The sequence below is a fragment of the Sanguibacter gelidistatuariae genome (assembly GCF_900096585.1).
Classification (GTDB): Bacteria; Actinomycetota; Actinomycetes; order Actinomycetales; family Cellulomonadaceae; genus Sanguibacter; species Sanguibacter gelidistatuariae.
The window spans coordinates 321,380-335,932 of the sequence record NZ_FMYH01000002.1; the positions used below are offsets into that span (position 1 = coordinate 321,380).

Genomic DNA, 14,553 nt, shown 5'->3' on the forward strand with positions numbered 1-14,553 from the left:
GACATGCCACGCAGCCTGAAGAAGGGCCCCTTCGTCGATGGACACCTCCAGAAGAAGGTGGACGTCCAGAACGAGAAGGGGACCAAGAACGTCATCAAGACATGGTCCCGTCGGTCGGTCATCACGCCCGACTTCCTCGGTCACACTTTTGCCGTGCACGACGGTCGTAAGCACACCCCGGTGTTCGTCACCGAATCGATGGTCGGACACAAGCTCGGCGAGTTCTCGCCGACGCGTACGTTCCGTGGCCACGTGAAAGACGACAAGAAGGGTCGTCGCCGCTGACCCGCGGGTCAGTAGCGACAGGACCTCTTGGTCATGACGAGACAAGAAGGCAGGACAGCAATGGAAGCCAAGGCGCAGGCACGGTTCGTCCGTGTCACGCCTCAGAAGGCCCGGCGCGTCGTGGATCTTATCCGTGGCAAGCAGGCAACTGAGGCCGTCGCGGTGCTGAAGTTTGCACCGCAAACGGCGAGCGAGCCGATCCTCAAGGTCGTGCAGAGCGCGATCGCGAACGCACGGGTCAAGGCGGACCGTGCGAGTGTCGCATTTGATGAGCACCAGCTCTTCATCTCTGAGGCGTTCATCGACGAGGGACCAACCCTCAAGAGGTTCCGTCCCCGTGCGCAGGGGCGAGCCAGCCAGATCCTCAAGCGGACGAGCCACATCACTGTGGTCGTCGCTCCGCGCGAAGACACGAAGGGAAGGGCCCGATAGTGGGACAGAAGGTTCACCCTACCGGGTACCGTCTCGGGATCACCACCGACCACCGTTCGCGTTGGTTCGCCGACAGCACGAAGGTCGGTCAGCGCTACCGTGACTACGTCCGCGAGGACGTCCAGATCCGCAAGCTCATGGGCACCGGCCTCGAGCGCGCTGGAATCTCGAAGGTTGAGATCGAGCGCACCCGCGACCGCGTCCGCGTCGACATCTACACGGCCCGTCCGGGCATCGTGATCGGTCGTCGTGGCGCCGAGGCAGACCGCATCCGCGGCGAGCTTGAGAAGCTCACCGGCAAGCAGGTTCAGCTCAACATCCTCGAGGTGAAGAACGCTGAGATCGATGCTCAGCTCGTGGCCCAGGGGATCGCCGAGCAGCTCGCTAGCCGCGTGTCCTTCCGACGCGCCATGCGCAAGGGCATGCAGTCCGCTCAGCGCGCCGGAGCCAAGGGCATCCGTGTCCAGTGCTCCGGTCGCCTCGGCGGCGCCGAGATGAGCCGTAGCGAGTTCTACCGCGAAGGCCGTGTGCCCCTGCACACGCTCCGCGCGAACATCGACTATGGGTTCTTCGAGGCACGCACCTCCTTCGGCCGTATCGGCGTCAAGGTGTGGATCTACAAGGGCGACATGACCGAGAAGGAGTTCGCCGCACAGCAGGCGACGCAGGCGCCTCGTGCGCCCCGCGGCGCACCGCGTGGTGGCGAGCGTCCGGCTCGCGGCGGTCGTCGGAACGAGCGTCCGGCTTCCGCCGAGGCGCCCGCCCAGGCCGAGCCGGCTCCTGCAGCTGCAGAAGCCGCACCGGTCGCTGAGTCCGGAACGGAGGCCTGAGCGATGCTTATCCCGCGCAGGCTCAAGCACCGCAAGCAGCACCACCCCGGGCGCTCCGGCGCCGCAACGGGTGGCACCACGATCGCTTTCGGCGAGTACGGCATCCAGGCTCTTGAGCCTGCATACGTGACGAACCGTCAGATCGAAGCTGCTCGTATCGCCATGACCCGCCACATCAAGCGTGGTGGCAAGGTCTGGATCAACATCTACCCTGACCGTCCGCTGACCAAGAAGCCGGCGGAGACCCGAATGGGTTCAGGTAAGGGTTCCCCCGAGTGGTGGATCGCCAACGTCAAGCCCGGTCGAATCGTTTTCGAGCTCGCCGGTGTTCCGGAGCCCCTGGCTCGGGAGGCTATGCGTCGCGCAATCCACAAGCTCCCGATGAAGTGCCGTTTCGTGGTGCGCGAGGGTGGTGGCAGCTGATGGCTTTCGGAACCAAGGACCTGGCTCCCAGTGAGCTGGACGGGTTCGACGACGAGAAGCTCGTCGCCGAACTCGAGAAGGCGAAGAAGGAGCTCTTCAACCTCCGCTTCCAGTCGGCCACCGGCCAGCTGGAGAGCCACGGTCGGCTCAAGGCTGTTCGTCGTGACATCGCGCGGATCTACACGATCCTGCGTGAGCGCGAGCTCGGCATCCGTACCGCACCGAGCGTGAGTGAGTGAGGCTGACATGAGCGACAAGACAACTGCTGAGGCAGCTGCAGAGCAGGACGTCACCGCCAACCGGGCGAACCGCAAGACGCGGCGCGGCTACGTTGTCAGTGACAAGATGGACAAGACGATCGTCATCGAGGTCGAAGATCGGGTCAAGCACCCGCTCTACGGTAAGGTGATCCGACGTACGAGTAAGGTCAAGGCGCACGACGAGCAGAACTCTGCTGGCACCGGCGACCTCGTCCTCATCATGGAGACCCGCCCGCTGTCCGCTACCAAGCGGTGGCGACTGGTGGAGATCCTCGAGAAGGCCAAGTAGTACCTGCACGCCAAGAAGTACCAGCACTTGGAAGTAGAGCTCGCACGACCTGAGGGGCGGATCCGTGGGAACATGGTCCGCCCCGCAGGGGTGAGAGCAGCTACTACAGTGCTTGACAGCTATCCGTTCGGCAAGGCTCGCACAGGCGAGAACCAGCTCGACGACAGGAGTTCATTACATGATCCAGCAGGAGTCGCGACTTCGGGTCGCCGACAACACGGGTGCCAAGGAAATTCTCTGCATCCGCGTTCTCGGTGGGTCGGGCCGTCGCTACGCCGGAATCGGCGACGTCATTGTCGCAACAGTCAAGGACGCGATCCCAGGCGGCAACGTGAAGAAGGGCGATGTGGTCAAGGCTGTCATCGTTCGGACCACCAAGGAGCGCCGTCGTCCCGACGGTTCCTACATCAAGTTCGACGAGAACGCGGCGGTCATTCTCAAGAATGACGGCGAGCCTCGTGGAACCCGCATCTTCGGCCCGGTTGGCCGCGAGCTGCGCGACAAGAAGTTCATGAAGATCATCTCGTTGGCTATGGAGGTGCTCTGATATGGCGAAGATCAAGAAGGGCGACACGGTGATTGTCATCGCCGGTCGCGACAAGGGTAAGACGGGCCGCGTCCTGTCGGTGCTCACGGACTCTGACCGTGTCATCGTCGAAGGCGTCATGCGCGTCACCAAGCACGTCAAGGTCGGTCAGACCCAGCGGGGGACCACCACGGGCGGGATCGAGACCGTTGAGGCCGCGATCCACGTCAGCAACGTGGCGTTCTACGATGCTGAGGCTAAGCGCGCCAAGCGTCTCGGTGTCCGCACCGAGCAGGTCGAGCGCGATGGCCGTACTCGTACGGTTCGCGTTCGCGTGACCCGTGGCCACGGCGACGCCGAGAAGGACATCTGATGAGCACTGAGACGTACGCGAAGGCACAGCCTCGCCTCAAGGCCCGCTACGCCGAGGAGATCATCCCCGGCCTGCGCGAAGAGTTCTCTCACGAGAACATCAACCAGGTTGCCGGCCTGACCAAGATCGTGGTCAACATGGGTGTTGGTGACGCAGCCAAGGACTCCAAGCTGATCGAGGGCGCTATCCGCGACCTCACCGCGATCACCGGTCAGAAGCCGCAGGTCACGAAGGCCCGCAAGTCGATCGCCCAGTTCAAGCTGCGTGAGGGTATGCCCATCGGCGCCCACGTCACGCTGCGTGGCGACCGTATGTGGGAGTTCGCTGACCGGCTCCTGTCGATCGCGCTGCCGCGTATCCGTGACTTCCGCGGACTCTCGCCCAAGCAGTTCGATGGTCACGGCAACTACACCTTCGGTCTGACCGAGCAGGCGATGTTCCACGAGATCGACCCCGACAAGGTCGACCGCGTTCGTGGTATGGACATCACCGTCGTGACCTCCGCAACCACCGACGCTGAGGGCCGTTCGCTTCTGAAGCGTCTCGGCTTCCCCTTCAAGGAGAACTGACATGGCGAAGAAGGCCCTGGTCAACAAGGCAGCCGCAAAGCCTAAGTTCGCGGTGCGCGCCTACACCCGGTGCCAGAAGTGCGGTCGCCCGCACTCTGTCTACCGCAAGTTCGGACTCTGCCGTATCTGCGTGCGCGAGATGGCGCACCGCGGCGAGCTTCCCGGCGTCACAAAGAGCAGCTGGTAACAACTACGTCGAAGGTCCCGACCGTGTCGTCTGACGACACGAGCTGGATACCCCGTCGAGGAAGGGCAGAAGCCCAATGACGATGACCGACCCGATCGCAGACATGCTTACGCGTCTGCGTAACGCGAACTCGGCTTACCACGAGACGGTTCAGATGCCGTTCTCAAAGCTGAAGTCGCACATTGCTGAGATTTTGCAGGCTGAGGGATACATCTCTGGCTGGACCGTTGAGGACGCGCCCGTGGGCAAGTACCTCACCCTCCAGCTGAAGTTCGGCCAGAACCGCGAGCGTTCGCTCGTCGGTATCCGCCGCATCTCCAAGCCTGGCCTGCGTGTATACGCAAAGTCCACGAACTTGCCCAAGGTTCTCGGCGGACTGGGAGTGGCTATCTTGTCCACGTCCTCAGGCCTCCTGACCGACCGGCAGGCCGCAAAGAAGGGCGTGGGTGGGGAAGTCCTCGCCTACGTCTGGTAATCGGAAGACGGAGAGGAGATAGCCATGTCCCGTATCGGCAAAGTCCCCGTCCCGGTTCCCTCCGGAGTGGACATCACCATCAGTGGCGCACTCGTGACGATCAAGGGCCCCAAGGGGTCTCTTGAGCACGTCATCCCCGCCCCTATCGAGGTCGCTCACGCTGAGGATGGTGCTCTTGTAGTCACCCGCCCCAACGACGAACGCACCTCACGTGCACTGCACGGCCTCACTCGTACGCTGCTCGCCAACATGATCACTGGTGTGACGGACGGCTACGAGAAGAAGCTCGAGATCGTCGGTACTGGTTACCGCGTCACGGCGAAGGGCTCCGAGCTGGAGTTCGCGCTCGGCTTCAGCCACCCGGTTGTCATCCCGGCACCCGAGGGCATCACCTTTGCTGTCGAGGCACCGACCAAGTTCTCGGTCCAGGGCATCGACAAGCAGCAGGTCGGTGAGGTCGCTGCGAACATCCGCAAGATCCGCAAGCCTGAGCCTTACAAGGGCAAGGGCGTGCGTTACGCCGGCGAGATCGTCCGCCGCAAGGCCGGAAAGGCTGGTAAGTAACCATGGCTCTCAAGATCATGGGCAAAGGAAAGGCTGTCGCGCGTAAGCGCCGTCACCTTCGCCTGCGCAAGAAGGTCTCAGGCACGCCTGCTCAGCCGCGCCTGGTGGTTACGCGTTCCGCTCGCCACATGACCGCTCAGGTCGTCGATGACACCATCGGCAAGACCATCGCATCAGCGTCGACCCTTGAGGCCGACCTGCGTGCATTCGACGGTGACAAGACCGCCAAGGCACGCAAGATTGGCGAGCTCGTTGCAGAACGTGCGAAGGCAATCGGCGTCTCGGCGGTCGTGTTCGACCGCGGGGGTAACAAGTACCACGGCCGAGTGGCAGCAGTCGCTGACGGAGCCCGCGAAGGCGGTCTTTCCCTGTGACGCGAACCACTTCCGCATCGAAGCAAAGGACTCTCTGATGGCTGCAGGGCAGCGCAGCACCACCGGCGCCCCCACGGGCGGCGCCACCACTGAGCAGAACGATCGTCGTAACGACCGTCGTGGCGGAGGCCGCGGAGACGGTCGGCGGGAGGCGCCCGAGAAGAGCGCCTTCGTCGAGCGTGTCGTGACGATCAACCGCGTTTCCAAGGTCGTCAAGGGTGGCCGTCGCTTCAGCTTCACCGCGCTCGTCGTGGTCGGAGACGGCGACGGAACTGTCGGCGTCGGCTACGGCAAGGCGAAGGAAGTTCCTGCGGCGATCGCCAAGGGTGTCGAGGAGGCCAAGAAGAGCTTCTTCAAGGTTCCTCGCATCCAGGGCACCATCCCGCACCCCATCACTGGTGAAGCAGCAGCCGGCGTGGTCTTCCTGCGCCCTGCGGCACCCGGTACCGGCGTTATCGCCGGTGGTCCGGTTCGCGCAGTGCTCGAGTGCGCTGGTATCCACGACGTCCTGTCGAAGTCGCTTGGTTCCACCAACGCGATCAACATCGTGCACGCCACGGTGGCAGCACTGCGCGGACTGGAGCTGCCTGAGGCAGTTGCAGCTCGTCGCGGGTTGCCGCTCGAGCACGTCGCCCCGGCGGCGCTGCTCCGTGCACAGGCAGCCGGTCGTGCTGCGGCAGCTGGGGCAGGTGCATGATGGCCCGTCTCAAGGTGACCCAGCTCAAGTCCGGTATCGGCGGCAAGCAGAATCAGCGCGACACCCTGCGCACTCTTGGCCTCAAGCGGATCGGCGACACCGCCGTGAAGGAAGACCGCCCGGAGATCCGCGGGATGGTAGCAACGGTGGCACACCTCGTCGCCGTTGAGGAGGTCGAGTGATCATGGCTGAGAAATCAGACAAGAAGGACGTCGCCGTTGAGGCTGTCGCTCCCGTAAAGAAGACCGCTGCGAAGAAGGCTCCGGCCACGAAGGCAGCTCCGGCTGCCGAGGCAGCGCCGAAGGCGAAGACGGCAAAGGCTCAGCCTGCTGACGTCGGAGCCGGTGGACTGGTCAAGGTTCACCACCTGCGTCCCGCCCCGGGTGCCAAGACCGCCAAGACCCGTGTGGGTCGTGGTGAGGCATCCAAGGGTAAGACCGCCGGACGTGGAACCAAGGGCCAGAAGGCTCGTTACCAGGTTCCCGAGCGGTTCGAGGGTGGACAGACGCCGATGCACATGCGGCTTCCGAAGCTCCGCGGGTTCAAGAACCCGTTCCGCACCGAGTACCAGGTCGTCAACCTGGAGAAGCTGTCCGCTCTCTTCCCCGAGGGTGGATCGGTCACGGTCGACGGTCTTATCGCGAAGGGCGCCGTCCGCAAGGGCGAGCTCGTCAAGGTGCTTGGCACCGGTGAGATCACGGTCAAGCTCGACGTGACTGTGGACAAGGTCTCCAGCAGCGCCAAGGACAAGATCCTTGCCGCTGGTGGTTCCGTCTCGCAGGACTGACACACCGCTGCAGGGCCGGTCGCGCATCGCGCGACCGGCCCTGTCTGCGTCTGCAGGTGAGATTGTGATCTGACTTTCGGACCGATTATCGTGAACTGCAACACAGCAGATAAGGTTCGGTGGGCGTCGGTCGACCGACGCCATCTTCAGCGGCCGGTTATCCGGTATCGACATCCCGCTCCGGCGGACCAGGAGGACTAGGTGCTCAGCGCATTCGCAAGGGCGTTCCGTACGCCCGACCTGCGGCGAAAGCTGCTGTTCACGATCTCGATCATGGCGCTCTTCCGTGTCGGGTCCTTCGTTCCCTCACCGGGCGTCGACTACGGGAACGTGCAGCAGTGCCTCAACAACGGGGGCACGAGCGACATCCTCGGCCTGGTCAACCTGTTCAGCGGCGGTGCGCTGCTGCAGCTGTCGATCTTCGCGCTGGGCATCATGCCCTACATCACGGCGTCCATCATCGTCCAGCTCCTACGCGTGGTGATCCCTCACTTCGAGGCGCTCCACAAGGAGGGCCAGTCCGGGACCGCGAAGCTCACGCAGTACACCCGGTACCTGACGGTCGGCCTGGCCGTGCTGCAGGCGACGACGTACGTGACCATGGCCCGCAGCGGACAGCTGCTGCCCGGGTGCGACGTCATCCCCAACACGAGCTTCCTGACCTCGCTGATCATCGTCATCACGATGACCGCAGGCGCCGGCCTGATCATGTGGCTCGGTGAGCTCATCAGCGAGCGCGGCATCGGCAACGGCATGTCCTTGCTCATCTTCACGTCGATCGCCGCGAGCTTCCCGCCCGCCCTGTGGTCGATCGCCGGCGGCGCCGGTGGCCCGCAGAAGTTCACGATCGTCATCCTCGTGACGCTGCTCGTGGTCGCCCTCGTGGTCTTCGTCGAGCAGTCCCAGCGACGCATCCCGGTCCAGTACGCCAAGCGCATGGTCGGTCGCAAGATGTACGGTGGCTCGACCACGTACATCCCGATCAAGATCAACATGGCCGGCGTGATCCCCGTGATCTTCGCGTCCTCGCTGCTCGCGGTGCCTGGCCTGATCGCGCAGTTCGCCAGCCCGGAGTCCGCCTGGGTCGCGTGGGTCCAGCGCAACATCGTCGCGACGAGCGCACCGCTGCACCTGGCGATCTACGTCGTGCTCATCCTGTTCTTCTGCTTCTTCTACACGGCCATCACGTTCAACCCGGACGAGGTCGCCGACAACATGAAGAAGTACGGCGGATTTGTGCCCGGCATCAGGGCCGGCCGCCCCACGGCTGAGTACCTCGACTACGTCATCACCCGGATCACCTCAGCCGGTTCCATCTACCTCGCGCTCGTCGCGCTGATCCCCACGATCACGTTCATCGTCATGGATGTCGGCACGAACATCCCCTTCGGTGGGACCTCGATCCTCATCATCGTCGGCGTGGGCCTGGAGACGGTCAAGCAGATCGACTCTCAGCTGCAGCAGCGCCACTACGAAGGGTTCCTCCGATGAGCGCACGACTGGTCCTCCTGGGCCCTCCCGGGGCCGGTAAGGGCACGCAGGCGGCCCGCCTGGCCGAGAGCCTCGGCGTCGAAGCCATCTCGACCGGCGACATCTTCCGCGCCAACATCAAGGGGGAGACCGAACTTGGCAAGCTGGCCCAGGCATACACCGCCAAGGGCGAGCTCGTGCCCGACGAGGTCACCAACGCCATGGTGCGGGACAAGCTGACTGCGAAGGCTGCGGCGGGTGAGGTCGGGTTCATCCTCGACGGGTACCCCCGCAACGTCGCCCAGGTAGCCGAGCTCGATGCGATCCTGGCTGACCTGGGCCTGGCCCTGGACGGCGCACTGGAGATCACGGCCGACGCCGACGTCGTGACCGAGCGCCTGCTCAAGCGCGCCGAGATCGAGGGACGCGCCGACGACACCGAACCGGTCATCCGTCACCGGCTCTCCGTCTACGCCGAGCAGACCGCCCCGATCTCCGGCCTCTACGCCGAGCGTGGCACTCTGGCCGAGGTGGACGGCCTCGGCGAGGTCTCCGAGGTGACCGATCGTCTCGTGGTGGCGCTGGCCGCCCTCAAGGCCTGACAGTCCCCGATGTTCGGACGCGAGCGGATCGAGTACAAGATGCCTGAGCAGGTTCTGCTCATGCGTCGCGCGGGGCTCGTGGTGGCTCAGGCGCTGTCGGTCCTCGAAGAGGTTGCCCGGCCGGGGATCACGACTGCCGAGCTCGACCGGATTGCGGCTGAGGTCATCGCGGACGCGGGCGCCGTACCGTCTTTCCTCGGCTACGAGGGCTTCCCGGCTACGGTCTGCATCTCTGTCAACGACGAGGTGATCCACGGCATCCCGGGCGGCCGCGAGCTGGGGGAGGGCGACGTGGTCTCGATCGACTGCGGGGCGATCGTCGACGGCTGGCACGGCGACGCGGCTCTCTCGCTCGTCCTGGAGGGCGGATCCGCTCAGGACGCGGACCTGGTCCGCGCGACCGAGGACGCTCTTTGGGCCGGGATCGCGGCGCTCGCGACCGGCACGAGGATCTCAGCTGTGGCGGACGCGGTCGAGGACTCGATCGCCGCGTCAGGCGCGGCTCACGGGACCCGGTACGGGATCGTCGAGGAGTATGTCGGTCACGGCATCGGGTCCCAGATGCACCAGGCGCCCGACGTGCTCAACTACCGCACCCGGGAGCGTGGTGCGAGGCTCCGGCCGGGCATGTGCCTGGCTGTCGAGCCGATGATCACCCGCGGGGAGCAGGTCACCCAGGTGTGTGAGGACGACTGGACGGTCGTGACGAGTGACGGGTCGCGCGCCGCTCACTGGGAGCACACCGTAGCGATCGGTGAGGCCGGCATCTGGGTGCTTACCGCCCGCGACGGTGGGGCGGCCCGCTTGGCGGCGCTGAACGTCCAGATTGCCCCGTTCTAGCTCGCCGCTGCTTGACAAGCGGCGGGTTTTCACCCTCCGCGTCCAGGAGACTTCGCGTAGTCTTCCCATTCTCGGATCGTTCCCATGAGGCGCGATCGACGGGGGAAGTGCAGACCTTGGGCAGGGGTGACGTGATGGCACCGGATACGGTCGGGGGTGGGGCTGTGACGCTCGCGCTGGGGCACGCGTCCCGGTGGCCGCGCACCCCCTCTGTGTTCGTCGTCAAGGCGAGCCTGATCGGCCTGCTGGACCGTCGAGAGCCGCTGACGATCGTGCGTGGCCCGCGCGGCTACGGCAAGACGAGCCTGGTCAGTCACTGGGTCCGCTCGCTCCCCGACGAGGTGAGCGTCGTGTGGGTATCCGGCCGCACGGCTCCCGGCGACGACGCCGGCCCGGTCCCGTCGTTGTGGGATCTGGTTGCGGACTCCATGGTTGGCTCGGGCCTCCTTCAGCTTCCTGAGAACGGGGCTTCCGGGCGCACGGAGGTGATCCACGCGCTGGCGAGCTCTCAGGGGGAGACCTGCCTCGTGGTCGACGACTTCGACCAGGTCCGTGACCCCCGCGTCGAGGCCGACCTCCTCGATCTCCTGCGCCGGTTCCCAGGCCTGTCCCTCGTGCTGTGCATGCGTGACGTGGCGAGCGTGGAGACCGTGCTGGCGGCGACGATCGACTCGGTCGTGATCCGTCCCATCGACCTGCTGCTCGACGCTCAGGAGACATACGAGCTGGCCGAGCGCCTTGGGTTCACGCTCTCGGGGGACGACGCGCGGGCGCTCCATCTGGAGACCGCGGGATGGCCGGCCTTGGTCCGGGCGATCCTCACCAACGGAGCGAGTCCCCACCCTGGCCGCAGCGGGATCGCGATCGACCTCCAGGCGGGTGAGCCGTTCCTGCAGTCGGTATGGACCGAGCTGACAGACCGGCGGATGCAGCGCTTGATCGTGCGGACCGCGATCCTCGACGAGTTCACAGCCGCCTCCGCCCAGCTCTGCTCAGGGCTGCGCGATGTCGGTGCCACGCTTCAGCTGCTTGTCGGGTCTGGGCTGCTCATGGCCGAACGCTTCCAGGACGCAGTCGTCTACCGCTACGCCCCGGCTGTGCGGCACGCGTGCCTGGACGCCCTGCGCCGCCAGGACCCTCGCCAGTTCCGCGTCGTCTCGCGCCGAGCCGCGCAGACCCATACCGCCCAGGGGCGCAGCGCCACCGCGTTGGCTCTGCTGTCCCGGGCATCACTGTGGGAGGACGTGGCCCAGCTTGTCGACGCGTTCTGGGTCGAGCTCGTCGCGGAGTCGCCAGACGAGATCGCGGCTGCCGTCGCGGCCATGCCCAGCGAGGTGCTTGAGCGTCACGCGCGCCTGGTCATCGCCCGCGACCACCTGCTCCCGTTGCACAAGCCGGCAGGGGATCCGGCCGACCATTCCCGCAGCCATGTGCTGGACCTCGCGGCTGTCGGACCGGCCAGCGTGGAGCGACGTGAGGTGTTTGCGCTGCCTGGGGTCGCCGAGGCCATGGAGCAGAGCCTGGCCCAGATCGCGATCCTGCGGATGACGGGTGACTTCATGGCCGCCCGGGTGGTTGCGGAGCGCGACCACGACGCGGTCCTCCTCCAGGTGGAAGACCTGCGCAACGACGTGCGGGACGAGCTGGCACCGGTCCTGCACGAATGGGCGGTGACGCGGCTCCTGGCCGCAGACCTGCCAGGTGCCCTGAGCGCGTTCCGGGAGGCCGCCGAGCTCGCCGGTGAGCACCACCACCCGGCGATCGTGCGTGAGGCCTCGGTGGGGGCAGCCCTGGCTTGCGCCATGCTCGGCTATCTCGAACCGGCCGAGGCGTGGCTCGCCGCGGCCGCCCGGGCGCCGGTCGGCTATGACCAGGATCCGACGGCCGACAAGATCGTGGCCACCGTGCGCGGGATCGTGGCGCTCGAGCGGATCGACATCGAGGCAGCGGTCGGCGCGGCTGCCTTCGACGTGCCCGAGGAGGCCGGGGAGTTCTGGGCCCTCGCAGCGATGATCAGGGCCCAGGTGGCACTGTTCGACGGGTCACACTTCCGCGTCCTGGGAGAGATCGAGGCAGCGAGAGTCGACGGGGGAGTGCCGGGGCTGCGGGAGGCGCTGCTCGTCGCGGCGTCGGTCGACCTGAACCTCGCGATCGGGCACTTTTCTCGGGCCCGGACCGCGATCGCGGGCTTCCCCCAGAGCTACGAGATCACTGGGCTGGCCCGGGCTCGCACGGAGTACTTCTCCGGAGAGTTCGCGCGCGCCGTCGATGTGGCGACCCGGTGGCTCAAGACTCGGATCTACGCGCCCGCGAACCGCCTCGACTTCCTGCTCATCCTGACCGGAGCCGAGCACGCCCGCGGGCGACGCTACGAGGCGGCGGTTGCGCTCGAGGAAGCCGTCGCCATCTCGCTCGCGACCGGCCTCCTCCGGGCCTTTCTCAAGGTTCCGCGGGCGACTCTGAGGGATCTGTCGACCGAGGTGCCACGGATCGCCGCCATCCTCGACAGGGAGGGGCTCGCCGATGCGGCTGAGCTGTTCCCGGCTCCGACGGCCAGTGCTCAGCTCAGCGAGCGTGAGAGGGAGGTGCTCGAGAGCCTCGCCACGAACGCCTCGTTGGCGGGTGTGGCGCGCTCGCTCTACCTGTCCTCGAACACCGTCAAGACCCACCTGCGCAGCATCTACCGGAAGCTGGGCACACACTCGAGTGTGGAGACGGTCGAACGGGCCTGGGAGCTCGGGTTGATCTCGCGACCCGAGTGAGGCCGACCCAGCCAGCACAGTCGGACCGGGTTTCCCTTCGCCGCTGCATGCCGTAGGATGCTTCGTTGGGTGTCTAGTGCTCTCGCACTGCCACCACCAATCCACGGGAAGCTCGGATCTGTAGGCTCCGGCCGGCCGGTTTCAAGGTAACCGTGGGCAGTAGTTCGTCACGAGAGTTAGCGGAGGATATGGCGAAGAAGGACGGTGTCATCGAGATCGAGGGCAGCGTGGTCGAGGCACTGCCGAACGCGATGTTTCGCGTGGAGCTGGCCAACGGTCACAGAGTGCTCGCTCACATCTCGGGCAAGATGCGTCAGCACTACATCCGAATCCTCCCTGAGGACCGGGTGGTTGTTGAGCTGAGCCCGTACGACTTGTCCCGTGGCCGGATTGTCTACCGCTACAAGTAACCACCACTCGATCAACTGCTGCCAGCGCGCTCCGGACACTATCGTCCGGATCTCGTCATGCGGCGGCGGAGGAACCACGATGAAGGTCAACCCCAGCGTCAAGAAGATCTGCGACAAGTGCAAGGTGATTCGCCGGCACGGTCGCGTCATGGTCATCTGCGAGAACCTGCGTCACAAGCAGCGCCAGGGCTGATTGCCCAGCGCTCTGCGCAGCTCGACCAGCATGTCCAGTGCCCCTGAGAGATGATCTCAATGGGCACGACCAGCGCACCATCACCGGGCCGCGCGCGGAGTGATCCGTGACGGCTCGTGAACCCTCGGCTCGGAGGCCGGGGCTCGCAGACAGCGAGAGATGATGCGGCAGACCTCCGAAGGCACTACAGGAGCCGGAAGGCACATGGCACGTCTTATCGGTGTCGACCTCCCCCGCGACAAGCGGCTAGAGGTTGCACTCACTTACATCTACGGCGTTGGCCGTACCCGCGCTCAGCAGACGCTGGGCGCCACCGGGATCAGCCCGGACGTTCGCGTGAAGGACCTCGGGGACACCGAGCTCGTCGCGCTGCGTGACTACCTCGAGGGCAACTACAAGCTCGAGGGTGACCTTCGCCGTGAGGTTGCTGCTGACATCCGCCGCAAGGTTGAGATCGGCTGCTACGAGGGTCTGCGCCACCGCAAGGGACTTCCCGTCCGCGGACAGCGCACCAAGACCAACGCTCGCACCCGCAAGGGCCCGAAGCGCACCGTGGCCGGCAAGAAGAAGGCCCGCTAGCAGCAGTAGTTCGCCGGGAACCCTCCGCAGCGCCCACGGCGCGACGGGGCGAGCGTCCCGCGATCCGAAGACCTCAATCCAGGAGAAAAACAGCACATGCCTCCCAAGACTCGCGGCGCGCAAAGCGCACGCAAGCCTCGCCGCAAAGACAAGAAGAACATCGCCGTCGGCCAGGCGCACATCAAGAGCACGTTCAACAACACCATCGTCTCGATCACGGATCCGTCCGGCGCCGTGATCTCCTGGGCCTCCTCCGGCCAGGTCGGCTTCAAGGGTTCGCGTAAGTCGACCCCGTTCGCGGCGCAGCTCGCCGCCGAGGCCGCCGCTCGCCGCGCCCAGGAGCACGGTATGAAGAAGGTCGACGTCTTCGTCAAGGGCCCCGGTTCCGGCCGTGAGACCGCGATCCGCTCCCTCCAGGCCGCTGGCCTCGAGGTCGGCTCGATCCAGGACGTCACCCCCCAGGCGCACAACGGCTGCCGCCAGCCGAAGCGTCGCCGCGTCTGACATCCACGCATCTCCTGCTCGATCGGGTTCTGCCCACCCCGCGCCTCGGTGCGGGGTGGGCATGGCCCCGCTCGGTGGGTGTGCTGCTGCAGGTCCCGGCAAGAAGTTTCGTCATGCCGGTC

General features: G+C 65.7%; 24 protein-coding genes. All 24 read left to right on the forward strand.

The genetic code is table 11. The annotated features are described in order from the left end of the window. Positions 1 to 3: 3 nt before the first annotated feature. The 24 genes from rpsS to rpsK all read left to right on the forward strand — a co-directional run bounded on the left by rpsS (position 4) and on the right by rpsK (position 14,431). Positions 4 to 285: a 30S ribosomal protein S19 gene (gene rpsS / locus BLQ50_RS06245; RefSeq protein ID WP_066464673.1), complete on the forward strand. Its 282-nt coding sequence runs from the start codon at positions 4 to 6 to the stop codon at positions 283 to 285. Positions 286 to 345: 60 nt separating this feature from the next. Beyond that, entirely contained in the window at positions 346 to 717 is a 372-nt protein-coding gene (gene rplV / locus BLQ50_RS06250) for a 50S ribosomal protein L22 (RefSeq protein WP_093182129.1), read from the forward strand. After that, positions 717 to 1,547, forward strand: a complete 831-nt coding sequence (rpsC, locus tag BLQ50_RS06255) for a 30S ribosomal protein S3 (protein ID WP_093182131.1) — start codon at positions 717 to 719, stop codon at positions 1,545 to 1,547. The genes rplV and rpsC overlap by 1 nt, the downstream gene beginning before the upstream one ends. 3 nt (positions 1,548 to 1,550) lie before the next feature. Further along, on the forward strand, positions 1,551 to 1,970 hold the full coding sequence (rplP, locus tag BLQ50_RS06260) for a 50S ribosomal protein L16 (RefSeq protein WP_093182132.1): 420 nt from the start codon (positions 1,551 to 1,553) through the stop codon (positions 1,968 to 1,970). Beyond that, on the forward strand, positions 1,970 to 2,209 hold the full coding sequence (gene rpmC, locus BLQ50_RS06265; protein ID WP_093182134.1) for a 50S ribosomal protein L29: 240 nt from the start codon (positions 1,970 to 1,972) through the stop codon (positions 2,207 to 2,209). Before rplP ends, rpmC begins: the two co-directional genes overlap by 1 nt. 7 nt (positions 2,210 to 2,216) lie before the next feature. Beyond that, a complete protein-coding gene (rpsQ, locus tag BLQ50_RS06270) occupies positions 2,217 to 2,519 on the forward strand; it encodes a 30S ribosomal protein S17 (RefSeq protein ID WP_093182136.1) in 303 nt (100 codons plus the stop codon). A 178-nt stretch (positions 2,520 to 2,697) separates the two neighbouring features. Then, the gene (gene rplN, locus BLQ50_RS06275) at positions 2,698 to 3,066 is read left to right on the forward strand and encodes a 50S ribosomal protein L14 (protein ID WP_066464661.1); all 369 of its coding nucleotides are present in this window, start codon (positions 2,698 to 2,700) and stop codon (positions 3,064 to 3,066) included. Position 3,067: 1 nt separating this feature from the next. Then, positions 3,068 to 3,418: a 50S ribosomal protein L24 gene (gene rplX / locus BLQ50_RS06280; RefSeq protein ID WP_093182138.1), complete on the forward strand. Its 351-nt coding sequence runs from the start codon at positions 3,068 to 3,070 to the stop codon at positions 3,416 to 3,418. Further along, a complete protein-coding gene (rplE, locus tag BLQ50_RS06285) occupies positions 3,418 to 3,987 on the forward strand; it encodes a 50S ribosomal protein L5 (protein ID WP_093182139.1) in 570 nt (189 codons plus the stop codon). Before rplX ends, rplE begins: the two co-directional genes overlap by 1 nt. 1 nt (position 3,988) lies before the next feature. After that, the gene (locus tag BLQ50_RS06290) at positions 3,989 to 4,174 is read left to right on the forward strand and encodes a type Z 30S ribosomal protein S14 (RefSeq protein ID WP_012867931.1); all 186 of its coding nucleotides are present in this window, start codon (positions 3,989 to 3,991) and stop codon (positions 4,172 to 4,174) included. Between the two features lie 76 nt (positions 4,175 to 4,250). After that, the gene (gene rpsH / locus BLQ50_RS06295; protein WP_093182141.1) at positions 4,251 to 4,649 is read left to right on the forward strand and encodes a 30S ribosomal protein S8; all 399 of its coding nucleotides are present in this window, start codon (positions 4,251 to 4,253) and stop codon (positions 4,647 to 4,649) included. Between the two features lie 24 nt (positions 4,650 to 4,673). Then, on the forward strand, positions 4,674 to 5,213 hold the full coding sequence (gene rplF, locus BLQ50_RS06300; protein ID WP_093182143.1) for a 50S ribosomal protein L6: 540 nt from the start codon (positions 4,674 to 4,676) through the stop codon (positions 5,211 to 5,213). Positions 5,214 to 5,215: 2 nt separating this feature from the next. Further along, entirely contained in the window at positions 5,216 to 5,587 is a 372-nt protein-coding gene (gene rplR / locus BLQ50_RS06305) for a 50S ribosomal protein L18 (RefSeq protein ID WP_093182144.1), read from the forward strand. 37 nt (positions 5,588 to 5,624) lie between these two features. Then, entirely contained in the window at positions 5,625 to 6,284 is a 660-nt protein-coding gene (rpsE, locus tag BLQ50_RS06310) for a 30S ribosomal protein S5 (RefSeq protein WP_093182146.1), read from the forward strand. Beyond that, positions 6,284 to 6,466 (forward strand): 50S ribosomal protein L30, encoded by a 183-nt coding sequence (gene rpmD, locus BLQ50_RS06315; RefSeq protein WP_066464643.1) that lies wholly within the window; start codon positions 6,284 to 6,286, stop codon positions 6,464 to 6,466. Before rpsE ends, rpmD begins: the two co-directional genes overlap by 1 nt. 2 nt (positions 6,467 to 6,468) lie before the next feature. Beyond that, entirely contained in the window at positions 6,469 to 7,071 is a 603-nt protein-coding gene (rplO, locus tag BLQ50_RS06320) for a 50S ribosomal protein L15 (protein ID WP_093182605.1), read from the forward strand. 201 nt (positions 7,072 to 7,272) lie between these two features. Further along, positions 7,273 to 8,562, forward strand: a complete 1,290-nt coding sequence (secY, locus tag BLQ50_RS06325) for a preprotein translocase subunit SecY (RefSeq protein WP_093182147.1) — start codon at positions 7,273 to 7,275, stop codon at positions 8,560 to 8,562. Further along, positions 8,559 to 9,143: an adenylate kinase gene (locus BLQ50_RS06330; protein WP_093182149.1), complete on the forward strand. Its 585-nt coding sequence runs from the start codon at positions 8,559 to 8,561 to the stop codon at positions 9,141 to 9,143. The genes secY and BLQ50_RS06330 overlap by 4 nt, the downstream gene beginning before the upstream one ends. A 9-nt stretch (positions 9,144 to 9,152) precedes the next feature. Continuing rightward, the gene (gene map / locus BLQ50_RS06335) at positions 9,153 to 9,983 is read left to right on the forward strand and encodes a type I methionyl aminopeptidase (protein ID WP_093182150.1); all 831 of its coding nucleotides are present in this window, start codon (positions 9,153 to 9,155) and stop codon (positions 9,981 to 9,983) included. Positions 9,984 to 10,147: 164 nt separating this feature from the next. After that, on the forward strand, positions 10,148 to 12,745 hold the full coding sequence (locus tag BLQ50_RS06340; protein WP_175559043.1) for a LuxR C-terminal-related transcriptional regulator: 2,598 nt from the start codon (positions 10,148 to 10,150) through the stop codon (positions 12,743 to 12,745). A 188-nt stretch (positions 12,746 to 12,933) separates the two neighbouring features. Continuing rightward, positions 12,934 to 13,155, forward strand: coding sequence for a translation initiation factor IF-1 (infA, locus tag BLQ50_RS06345; protein WP_024286981.1), 222 nt, complete (start codon positions 12,934 to 12,936; stop codon positions 13,153 to 13,155). A gap of 79 nt (positions 13,156 to 13,234) precedes the next feature. Then, positions 13,235 to 13,348 carry a 50S ribosomal protein L36 gene (gene rpmJ / locus BLQ50_RS06350; RefSeq protein WP_018682809.1) on the forward strand — a complete coding sequence of 38 codons (114 nt, stop codon included), beginning with the start codon at positions 13,235 to 13,237 and terminating at the stop codon, positions 13,346 to 13,348. A 204-nt stretch (positions 13,349 to 13,552) separates the two neighbouring features. Further along, entirely contained in the window at positions 13,553 to 13,927 is a 375-nt protein-coding gene (gene rpsM / locus BLQ50_RS06355) for a 30S ribosomal protein S13 (RefSeq protein ID WP_093182154.1), read from the forward strand. A 96-nt stretch (positions 13,928 to 14,023) separates the two neighbouring features. Next, positions 14,024 to 14,431 (forward strand): 30S ribosomal protein S11, encoded by a 408-nt coding sequence (gene rpsK / locus BLQ50_RS06360; protein WP_093182156.1) that lies wholly within the window; start codon positions 14,024 to 14,026, stop codon positions 14,429 to 14,431. The last annotated feature ends 122 nt before the right edge of the window (positions 14,432 to 14,553 follow it).

Bases quoted from the DNA above. Each gene is read 5' to 3' on its own strand.
- rpsS (WP_066464673.1), top strand. From the start codon at position 4: ATGCCACGCAGCCTGAAGAAGGGCCCCTTCGTCGATGGACACCTCCAG.
- rplV (WP_093182129.1), top strand. From the start codon at position 346: ATGGAAGCCAAGGCGCAGGCACGGTTCGTCCGTGTCACGCCTCAGAAG.
- rplP (WP_093182132.1), top strand. From the start codon at position 1,551: ATGCTTATCCCGCGCAGGCTCAAGCACCGCAAGCAGCACCACCCCGGG.
- rpmC (WP_093182134.1), top strand. From the start codon at position 1,970: ATGGCTTTCGGAACCAAGGACCTGGCTCCCAGTGAGCTGGACGGGTTC.
- rpsQ (WP_093182136.1), top strand. From the start codon at position 2,217: ATGAGCGACAAGACAACTGCTGAGGCAGCTGCAGAGCAGGACGTCACC.
- rplN (WP_066464661.1), top strand. From the start codon at position 2,698: ATGATCCAGCAGGAGTCGCGACTTCGGGTCGCCGACAACACGGGTGCC.
- rplX (WP_093182138.1), top strand. From the start codon at position 3,068: ATGGCGAAGATCAAGAAGGGCGACACGGTGATTGTCATCGCCGGTCGC.
- rplE (WP_093182139.1), top strand. From the start codon at position 3,418: ATGAGCACTGAGACGTACGCGAAGGCACAGCCTCGCCTCAAGGCCCGC.
- BLQ50_RS06290 (WP_012867931.1), top strand. From the start codon at position 3,989: ATGGCGAAGAAGGCCCTGGTCAACAAGGCAGCCGCAAAGCCTAAGTTC.
- rpsH (WP_093182141.1), top strand. From the start codon at position 4,251: ATGACGATGACCGACCCGATCGCAGACATGCTTACGCGTCTGCGTAAC.
- rplF (WP_093182143.1), top strand. From the start codon at position 4,674: ATGTCCCGTATCGGCAAAGTCCCCGTCCCGGTTCCCTCCGGAGTGGAC.
- rplR (WP_093182144.1), top strand. From the start codon at position 5,216: ATGGCTCTCAAGATCATGGGCAAAGGAAAGGCTGTCGCGCGTAAGCGC.
- rpsE (WP_093182146.1), top strand. From the start codon at position 5,625: ATGGCTGCAGGGCAGCGCAGCACCACCGGCGCCCCCACGGGCGGCGCC.
- rpmD (WP_066464643.1), top strand. From the start codon at position 6,284: ATGGCCCGTCTCAAGGTGACCCAGCTCAAGTCCGGTATCGGCGGCAAG.
- rplO (WP_093182605.1), top strand. From the start codon at position 6,469: ATGGCTGAGAAATCAGACAAGAAGGACGTCGCCGTTGAGGCTGTCGCT.
- BLQ50_RS06330 (WP_093182149.1), top strand. From the start codon at position 8,559: ATGAGCGCACGACTGGTCCTCCTGGGCCCTCCCGGGGCCGGTAAGGGC.
- map (WP_093182150.1), top strand. From the start codon at position 9,153: ATGTTCGGACGCGAGCGGATCGAGTACAAGATGCCTGAGCAGGTTCTG.
- infA (WP_024286981.1), top strand. From the start codon at position 12,934: ATGGCGAAGAAGGACGGTGTCATCGAGATCGAGGGCAGCGTGGTCGAG.
- rpmJ (WP_018682809.1), top strand. From the start codon at position 13,235: ATGAAGGTCAACCCCAGCGTCAAGAAGATCTGCGACAAGTGCAAGGTG.
- rpsM (WP_093182154.1), top strand. From the start codon at position 13,553: ATGGCACGTCTTATCGGTGTCGACCTCCCCCGCGACAAGCGGCTAGAG.
- rpsK (WP_093182156.1), top strand. From the start codon at position 14,024: ATGCCTCCCAAGACTCGCGGCGCGCAAAGCGCACGCAAGCCTCGCCGC.